Here is an 8,581-nt window from a genome sequence, read left to right as displayed (position 1 = left end):
ATCATGTACAGTCGTACACTCCGCTTTGTTGGGACTGTTCGAAATAAAATGAGTTACAGTCCCAATATACATGAGAGCAAAGCGAGCATGTAATCCTTCCAAATCCCTTGAATACAAACGCTTTCGCTCGATTTGTGTGAAGCAAAATTTTCGTCCTGCTCAAAAGTGGGTAGGGCGATTTTTATCTCGTCTGGAGTTTGTCCCAAACTCTTCAGCTTTAGATATAGCGAGCAGTTATAGATTCCTCGCACATTTTTAAATCTTGTGGTGTACCTTCAAATAAGATTTTGCCACCTTTACTCCCACCCTCTGGACCAAGATCAATAATCCAGTCAGCTTTTCTCAAGATATCTAGGTTATGTTCAATCACAATCACCGTATTTCCTATATCTACTAAACGATTCATAATTTCCATAATATGCGTTATATCTGACATATGAAGCCCAGTTGTCGGCTCATCCATGATATAAATGCTGCCTTTTTTGTGCAACTCATTGGCAAGTTTTAACCGTTGACATTCCCCTCCTGATAGCGTGTTCAGCGATTGCCCAGCGCAATATAACCAAGCCCAACATCGCGATTGCTTCTAGCTTTTTGGTGATTTTTTTTAGCTGGAAGAAATCCAATGATTCAAAGACAGTCATTTCCAATACATCACTGATTGACTTATCAGCTACTTTATATTGCAAAACTTCTTCTTGAAAACGTTTCCCACGACAGACTTCACATGGTGTTCTAATAGCTTCCATAAACGCTAAATCCATCGCCACGACGCCAAGCCCTTTGCATTCAGGGCACGCGCCTTTAGAATTGTAGCTAAATAAAGATGGACTTACCTGATTTGTTTCACCAAATAACTTGCGAATTGTGTCCATAATGCCTGTATAAGTTGCGGAATTCGAGCGAACATTAGCATGTGCGGCAGATTGGTCTATCACGATTGCATCTGGATTTTCTTTTAAAAATACTTGGTTGATAAGCGTACTTTTTCCAGAACCGGCAACACCTGTTACAACGGTCAAAATATCTTTTGGAATTGATACACGAACATTTTGTAAATTGTGAAGAGAACTTTGAATGACTGGCAAACCACTGCTTGCCTTACGTACCACCGCTTTTATTTCCGTTTTATTGTTCATATGCTTCCCGGTTAATGTATCCGATTGAAGCAAGTCCTCATAGTTACCTTCAAGCATGATCTGCCCGCCATTTTTCCCAGCATGGGGGCCAATATCCACAATGTGATCGGCAATCTTAATCACATCACGGTGTTCCCCTTGTCTCGAAGCTTTTGGAGTAGCTCGTTCAAGCGATGAACATCTAGCGGATGCAGTCCAACACTTGGTTCATCAAAAATGTAAAGCAAGTCAGTCAAACTACTATTTAAATGACGAACCATCTTAATTCGCTGTTATTCCACACCAGAGAGTGTTGTCGTTTCCCGGCCCAAACTCACATAATCTAGCCCAATATCAACCAAATGCTGCAATCGCTCCACAATACTATCTATCATCGGCATTGCAACTGAATCTGTAATTTCTTTAAGTAGCGGAATCAAATCGTCAATTTGTCGAGCCGTATAATCCGCAATATGATACCCATTTATTTTACAGCTAAGTGTTTGCTGAGAAAGTCTCGTCCCGTCGCATGTTGGACAATGTACCTCTGATGTAAACAAATCGACGCGCTTTTTTGTTGATTCTCCCATTTCACCATCCTTATTAATATAAAGCCGATCAAATTTCTCAACAATCCCCTCATACGTAGCATTCATCTAACCCGTTGGCATATCCATTTTAAACTTAATATCTTTCGCGTATAGAAGTTTATCCCATTCCTCCGCTGTATAATCCTCAAGCTTCTTGTCATTATCAAAAAATCCGGAAAATGAATACAAATTCCAATACCACGTTCCAACAGCAAAAGTCGGAAATAGAATCGCGCCTTCATTCAACGACTTGCTTTTATCTAAAAATTTATCTAAATCAAGCGTTACTTTTCGACCAATTCCATGACAATCCGGACACATCCCAGTCGGATCATTGACTGAAAATAAGTTCGATCCACCAATTTCTGGCTTCCCTATTCTTGAAAAAAGAAGGCGAATAATCGGATTAATATCTGTAATTGTTCCAAGTGTTGAACGCGAATTACCGCCTAATCGCTTTTGATCAATAATAACAGATGTTGACAAGTTCTCAATTCTATCCGCATCTGGTTGACGATATTTAGGCAGAAAATTCCGAATATAATTGCTGTACGTTTCGTTTAACTGTCTTTGTGACTCTGTTGCAATCGTTCCAAATACGATAGAAGACTTTCCAGACCCAGACACCCAGTAAAAATAGTGATTTTACGCTTAGGTATTTTGAGTGAGACATTTTGCAAATTATTTTCGCGTGCACCTACTAATTCGATGTATTCCTGTTTCATGAAACTCCTCCTCATTAGATACATTTAGGCCGAAATCAAGTTTTTGAAATCAGCCCAGCTTTACATTTTAATTGATTCATCACTGCCAAGTCAAGTAAACTATTCATCTTTCTGTTCCGCGTAATGAAGCATTTTTAAGTGAGCATCTAAAACTATTTGTGCATCTTTTTGTAATTGCTCTAATAGTATTTTTTTCTCGCCTTTTTTTGGTATTCGCACCTTTATATCCAAAGATCGTGCTAATAATTTAGCATCTAGTTGATCTGGAACTAGTAATTCTTTTGGACGCAGGTGATTCGGATGATTGTAAAAAGCCATGAGAAAACTTTCTATCATGTCATTTACTTCACCAACAAACTCGAAAACTTTAGAACTTCGTCCAACGATAGCTCCATTCCGGACAAAAACCAGCTGAATAGCGCAAAACTGGTCATGCTCAACAAAATTAATCAGGTTGCGATGATAAAAATCACGTGGCCATACTTTTTTTCTTTTCTGTCACGCGCTCTAGAACATGCAACATTTCATGGTTTTCCTTTGCGCGCTCAAATTCCAGATTCTCTATTTGACGATGCATTCGGGCTTCAATGTCATTTCTCACATCCCGATACCCACCATTTAAAAAGTTAGTAATCTTGTTAATCTGTGCTTCATATTCTTCTTTTGTGACATCTCGCGCGCACGGTCCAATACACATACCGATATGATAATAAAAACAGGGACGACCTTTTTTCCCATTGCAATGGCATAAGGGATAGATTTTCTGTAGCAGTTCCAGCGTTTCTTCTGCCTTGTAGCGACTAGCATATGGACCAAAATAATGCGCGCCATCCTTTGCTATTTCTTTCGTCAATTCGAGATGTGGATTTTTTTTCATTCGTTATTTTGAGATAGATGTATTGGATTTCGTCTTTCAACATTACGTTAAATGGTGGCTGATACTTCATAATAAGCGTCATTTCAAGCATTAGAGCCTCTTGTTCCGTATCCGTGATAATCAACTCAAAATCGTAAATATTATGAACCAGACGCGCTGTTTTTCCCATTTGTTTTTTCGTAAAATAGGATTTCACACGTTGTTTAAGATTTTTAGACTTTCCGATATATAAGATGGCACCCTTTTTATCCCGGTATATATAGCAACCGGGTAATTCAGGCAATGTTTTTAATTTTTGTTTTAATTTCGCCTCCACGGCTACACCTCCAAAACAAACGACCACTGGCTCTTTCATTTTAGACTGCACCATCGCTTTTGTAAAGATTACTGAAGTATCCGCTGAATTCATTAGTCTTGAAGATACAAAAACAGAGCCTATTTAGAGAAGTAAGCATTCAACTTCAAAAAATAAACTCCGTAATTATTATTGATTTAATTATGAAACATTTACTACTACTTGAATAGCTTTATATGACCAATTCCCATGGTCCCCACTCACCTACACCAGGAACATCTCCTTGTGTCCACCATTTGGCTTTGTAAGTTTTTCCTTGATATATTGCTGTGTCCCCGTTAACGTAAATCGCATCAGCCTTCCATGTATCTCCTACTGGTAATGAGCTTACTGTTACTGTCGCTGCATTACTTGTTACTGTACTAGTTCCAGTAGCTAAACTATCTGTGTTGGTTACTATACAGTAGTAATAACTGGTACCTACTGCATTTGTTGGAGCATTATATGTTGCACTTGTTGCACCACTTATTAATGTGCCACCAGTGTTCACTTTACTAGAGGCCTTATACCATTGATAACTAAGTGTCCCTTGTGATACATTAGCTCCTATTGAGAGCGTTGCTACTCCGCCCACAGTAATCGTTTTATCAGCTGGTTGACTCGTAATAGTAGGTATTGCAGCATTGCTCGAGGCACTAACGGTTACAGATACTGCATTACTTGCCGTTGTTGCCGTTTTGATTCCTGATGCCCCACTGTCCGTATTAGTTACAATACAGTAATAGTAACTGGTACCTTCTGTAGTTGTTGGGGCATTGTATGTTGCGCTTGTTGCACCGTTTATTGCCGTACCACCAGTGTTCACTTTGCTAGAAGCCTTATACCACTGGTAAGTAAGCGTCCCTTTGGATACCGAACTAACTACCGTTAAATCCCCTGTACCACCTATTCTTACAGTTTTATCAGTTGGTTGACTAGAAATCGTCGGAGCTTTAGCATCTGGTGACGTTTGATCTGAATCATTTGCAGCCTTAATAATTGGAGCAATCGTGTTTACAAAGTTGTTTCCGTTTGTTTCATCCCATCCAATAGACCATGTCATAATGCCACGATACGTAGGATATTTTGTAAGCAAACTATTCAAGGCTGTCGCATAAACTGAAACACTTTGCGCGCCGTTACCTGCACCATTGCTGGAAGGAACTCCAAACGCAACTTGATCCGGTCTCAAACCAGCAAAGGTACCTTTATCCATCGTTACAAATCCCGTAATCAGCATTTCAGAAAGACGAGTATATCCTTCTGCAGAATAAACTTGTGCAAAAGGTGCACCCGCATTTGCTGATGGTTGTAGCCAAGCAAAATCACCATTGAAGCCGTTATAATATTGTGGGTGAATATATGTCAAAATATCGCGAACAGCGTTAAGAACCGGTAGAAACGCTCCACCATTACCGGTGCTAATTGCCCCATTTTGAACATAACAATATTCAGGAGCAGCAGAAATAATAAAGTCTGATCCATAAGTAGTTTTCAAATTGCGGAGTAAATATTCAAGGTTTATAGACTGCTGTGTTGTCAGTGTGCCAATTTTGTCAGTATTCATAACAGCTATTGAACTACCTTCAAAATCAACATCAAAACCATCAAAACCATATTCATTAATAATATTTTTAACCCCATTCAAAAAAATATCCCGCTGCGTAGCATTATCCATATGAACAACACCATTTTGTCCACCACAAGAAATGACAACTTTTTTACCTTGGGCTTGTAGTGCTTGAATATCAGCTTTAAACGCTGCTATCTGTTGAGCCTCTGTCCCTGGATAGACTGCTGAAAGATCCATTGATAGGTTCGGAGTATAATAGTTCCCTTTCGTCTCAATAAATGAAACATTTATTACGTCCCAACCTGAACTTGCTTGAGCCAATGTTTTCTTGGAACCACCGTTCCCACCAAGCCAATAACCTATGTTACATGCGGTTTAAGCTGCGTATTTGATGTAGCAGAGACATGCGTTGTGAATACCATTATAGAAGTGAGTACTAAAATGAGAGCTAAGCCTGCTGTCAAAATATTTCTTTTCAATGATTTGGTCATGAAAAATCCCCCTAATATAATAATTCTTACTTACCATGGTCCAATGCTTTGCTGCTATTCCCTCAAAAATCACCTCTTCATATCATTCTATTTTCACTAGGTCTATAACATGTTTCGGGAATCATCTTTGTTTCATTCACTAGTAGATGGATACATATTCTCATCCCCTAAATAAGAATACGCTTCCATAAAATTATTATCAAAAATTCCCATATATCCATATTAAAATAAAGTTATATAAATGTCAATTTCGACCCTTAATGGCAGATATTTATTCCCGGTTCATCGTAATGATTGGCAAGTATTGATATAGCCTATTTATAACTCTCTAGACTTATTATGCTCTTTAAAATAGCTAGAATAGAAACCTCTTTCTTTATCCAGCCAGAATGCCCCCATCAACAATATACATAAAAGTAGGATACCTATTACAACCACAATAAGCATATTTACAGCCCTTGCTGGTACCATATCAAGACTTGCTGCTGAGGTATTAAAATTTTTTTGAATAGAGTACAAAATGATATTTTTGAAATCATATGTTCCTAATTTCGGTAAAATGAGTACATATACAAAAATAGTTAGAAGTGGGATTATTTGATTTTTAAGTAGCGTAGTAAAACAATATATACATACTACATACACAGCTCCGATAGCGAACATAGTTAATAATTCCATCGGTAGTTTATCCACAAATACCACTTGATTAATTGGTACATAGGACAAGTATGGTGTTTTTACAGGGGCCAATAGATTAACCATCCGCTGAATAATAGGTGCACAAATAAGTATTTGCACTAAGACAACACCTATTGTTATCATCCCTGCTATTATTTGTCCGAAAAAATAGGATGCCTTACCATACTGCATAATGAGGAACTTATCCGTAGAATATTTAATATTCGTGTACGCTAAAAATAACCCGTAAATGCCTATCATCAGTTGGAAAAAGACAAAGGCTATCGATGTAAAGAATTGGTTAAAAGCATTCAAGGGTTGTAGAGCATTATAATGTGATACCATTTTAGAAAAATCATATTTAATGTAATTATCCACCTGTTGCCCACCACCATCTACATACGTGACGTTAACATCTTGCTTTAAAAAGTCGTCTAAATCTAGCTGACTATCGCTCTTTTTTACCTCTCCTAGCTCACGTGTTAATGTAGTAACACTTTCTTTATAAGCGGCTACTTGAAAGATAGAAGCAATGCTACATAGGAATACCACGACGATCAGAAAAACAAAAAAATATCTAGCTTTTAGTTGGTAACTTAATTGCTGTTTTATGACTGCCAATATATTTTTCATATACTTCCTCCAAATTATATTCTCCGCCTGAAACCTTAGTTATGCCTCCATCATTTAATACGTATAGAGCATCTATTATACCTTCATAAAATTCAAATTGGTGTCCACAACATAAAATGATTTTATCTTTTTTTAGCTCTACTAATAGCCCCTTTATACTATTAGCTGTTTCATAATCCAAACCATTGGAAACTTCATCTAAGACAAGAATCTTCGTATCATTGACAATTAGAATGAGCAATGTAAGTAGCTTTTGTTGCCCTAAAGAATAGCTCTTTACTCGCTTTTTTAACTTGGCTTCATTAAAATAACTTCTCACGAACTGCCATTCAGATTCTGACAACTGATTTATACACAGCGTCCGTATACAGTTGTTTCCAGATAGATTTAAATATAACATTAGGTCCGAGAACATGGCGCCGAAAAAATTAGCTGATTCCGTTTCGTTTACTACTTTAATTTCTCCAGTGAATTTTTCAAAACCAGTAAGACATTTAAACAATGTTGTCTTACCTGCTCCATTTTTCCCCAGAAAAAAATAAAATCCTGCTTTATCAAAATGCAAATTTATATGCCTTAATACTTGTTGCTCTTTATAACTTTTAGATAAATTACTAATACTAATCATTGTTGCCTCCTTCTATTAAGAAAAGCCAATGCTTGCTAGCTTCAGCGTATCGACAAACGCTCATTTTTGCTGTGAGTCTTTGAAGTAATCTAAGTTGATATAAGATTTTGCTTAGAAGCTAAACATTTGCTGACACGCTGAGGTTTTATGCGAAATCGTGTAAAGTATGTTTCTATAAGGTCTGAAAACTAACTTTTTTTATTAACTGTCAATAGGTAGTTGATTTATTTTTAATTTTTTACAGTCCGATAATCAACTAAATTATTCTTAATTAAAGTCGTTTGTCCCCAAGGAGTGGGATATTTAATGGACATTACTTTCTTAGATTGATATTTAATCCATCTAGCACCAGACGAACTGCGACTTAATCCTTTATGTGCAGCATAGTAAGGTATTATGTATCCCGACTGTTGATACTTAGAGGTTTCATTTACATATGAAGAAGTTTCTTTTGTATAAATAACATCCTAACGTACATTAGCGGTTTGCTTCCACGAATCCACTGATATTTATAATACTCTGGTTTTGATGTAGCACGTGTCATTAACATCCCTGTACCAACTGTTTCATCATCGACTGTAGGAACACTTGTAACCTTTAAAAATGTTTGAGTAGAATCCAAGGATGCAACCGTAGCGCTAGCATTTTGTGAAAACAGCGTTGTAAGCGTCAACATAATTAAGGATGCAAGTACATAAATAAAGCTTTTCTTTTTCATAACAATTATTCCTCCTTTTCATTATCTAACAGCTTGATTATATCATCAAAAAAAGACAAAATAAAGTACTTTTAAAATATTTCACTTATTTTAATAAAAATAACATTTCTATGTCCCTTTATTGGAATTTGAAAAAAAGGATAAAAAAAGAGTAACCCAAAATCAACAGGTTACTCTGAATTTAAAACATTTTTTAATCTAAATTAAATCGTTGCC

General features: G+C 36.8%; 8 protein-coding genes and 1 pseudogene. All 9 read right to left on the bottom strand.

Annotated features, from left to right (window positions below; all coding sequences use genetic code 11):
• Positions 1 to 217 precede the first annotated feature (217 nt).
• Positions 218 to 2,433 (bottom strand): annotated as a pseudogene (locus PROCOU_RS12520) (ATP-binding cassette domain-containing protein).
• Positions 2,434 to 2,532: 99 nt separating this feature from the next.
• Positions 2,533 to 2,883, bottom strand: coding sequence for a hypothetical protein (locus tag PROCOU_RS16750; protein WP_425268388.1), 351 nt, complete (start codon positions 2,881 to 2,883; stop codon positions 2,533 to 2,535).
• Positions 2,884 to 2,902: 19 nt separating this feature from the next.
• On the bottom strand, positions 2,903 to 3,286 hold the full coding sequence (locus PROCOU_RS17555) for an excinuclease ABC subunit UvrC (protein ID WP_149023671.1): 384 nt from the start codon (positions 3,284 to 3,286) through the stop codon (positions 2,903 to 2,905).
• Positions 3,234 to 3,665 (bottom strand): GIY-YIG nuclease family protein, encoded by a 432-nt coding sequence (locus PROCOU_RS16740; RefSeq protein ID WP_051994394.1) that lies wholly within the window; start codon positions 3,663 to 3,665, stop codon positions 3,234 to 3,236. Before PROCOU_RS16740 ends, PROCOU_RS17555 begins: the two co-directional genes overlap by 53 nt.
• A 172-nt stretch (positions 3,666 to 3,837) precedes the next feature.
• Entirely contained in the window at positions 3,838 to 5,538 is a 1,701-nt protein-coding gene (locus PROCOU_RS16735) for a glycosyl hydrolase family 18 protein (RefSeq protein ID WP_051994393.1), read from the bottom strand.
• 38 nt (positions 5,539 to 5,576) lie between these two features.
• Positions 5,577 to 5,708 (bottom strand): hypothetical protein, encoded by a 132-nt coding sequence (locus tag PROCOU_RS18935; protein WP_279625190.1) that lies wholly within the window; start codon positions 5,706 to 5,708, stop codon positions 5,577 to 5,579.
• A gap of 318 nt (positions 5,709 to 6,026) precedes the next feature.
• Positions 6,027 to 7,019: an ABC transporter permease gene (locus tag PROCOU_RS12505; RefSeq protein WP_036072954.1), complete on the bottom strand. Its 993-nt coding sequence runs from the start codon at positions 7,017 to 7,019 to the stop codon at positions 6,027 to 6,029.
• Entirely contained in the window at positions 6,964 to 7,647 is a 684-nt protein-coding gene (locus tag PROCOU_RS12500; RefSeq protein WP_036072952.1) for an ATP-binding cassette domain-containing protein, read from the bottom strand. Before PROCOU_RS12500 ends, PROCOU_RS12505 begins: the two co-directional genes overlap by 56 nt.
• A 430-nt stretch (positions 7,648 to 8,077) precedes the next feature.
• The gene (locus PROCOU_RS12495) at positions 8,078 to 8,365 is read right to left on the bottom strand and encodes a hypothetical protein (RefSeq protein WP_036072950.1); all 288 of its coding nucleotides are present in this window, start codon (positions 8,363 to 8,365) and stop codon (positions 8,078 to 8,080) included.
• Between the last annotated feature and the right edge of the window lie 216 nt (positions 8,366 to 8,581).

Origin of the sequence: Listeria rocourtiae FSL F6-920 (assembly GCF_000525975.1) — a bacterium.
GTDB classification, from domain to species: Bacteria; Bacillota; Bacilli; order Lactobacillales; family Listeriaceae; genus Listeria_A; species Listeria_A rocourtiae.
This window is presented reverse-complemented; position numbering and strand designations above follow the sequence as displayed.

Coding starts and splice junctions, on each gene's coding strand:
- PROCOU_RS12505 (WP_036072954.1), bottom strand. CDS start 7,019: ATGAAAAATATATTGGCAGTCATAAAACAGCAATTAAGTTACCAACTA.
- PROCOU_RS12500 (WP_036072952.1), bottom strand. CDS start 7,647: ATGATTAGTATTAGTAATTTATCTAAAAGTTATAAAGAGCAACAAGTA.
- PROCOU_RS16740 (WP_051994394.1), bottom strand. CDS start 3,665: ATGAAAGAGCCAGTGGTCGTTTGTTTTGGAGGTGTAGCCGTGGAGGCG.
- PROCOU_RS12495 (WP_036072950.1), bottom strand. CDS start 8,365: ATGAAAAAGAAAAGCTTTATTTATGTACTTGCATCCTTAATTATGTTG.
- PROCOU_RS18935 (WP_279625190.1), bottom strand. CDS start 5,708: ATGACCAAATCATTGAAAAGAAATATTTTGACAGCAGGCTTAGCTCTC.